Raw genomic sequence first — 356 nt, 5'->3', positions numbered from 1 at the left:
GGATTAAGATCTGTGGTTATAGATATACCCTATGATGCTTATGCTAATGTAGATGAAAAAGGAAATTTAATCAATGAAGAATACGCCTATATTTACGATGAAGTAAGTTCTCATCGTGGAACATTAAAATCTTATTCTTTCTTTAATGAATGGGAATTGTCTGCTTTACTTTTGGGAAATATTAAAGCTAGTCCCACAGCTGCCGTAGGATTTAAAGCAAGACAACAACAAGCATTGTTTTTACAAGCTCAACTTGGAGATAAAAATGCTTTTAAAAGTTTAGGTTTAGCAGTATTGTGTTCTAATTCTTTTCTTACAGGGCAACATTGGAATAAGCTTAGAGCAAAAATGATTTA

Annotated in this window: 1 pseudogene; it reads left to right on the top strand. The window is 32.0% G+C overall.

What is annotated here, in order from left to right:
* Positions 1-356, top strand: a pseudogene (locus tag AJ932_RS00020) (hypothetical protein); the annotation flags it as partial.

Source organism: Campylobacter sp. BCW_6873, assembly GCF_001762365.1.
Taxonomy (GTDB): domain Bacteria; phylum Campylobacterota; class Campylobacteria; order Campylobacterales; family Campylobacteraceae; genus Campylobacter_D; species Campylobacter_D jejuni.
This window is presented reverse-complemented; position numbering and strand designations above follow the sequence as displayed.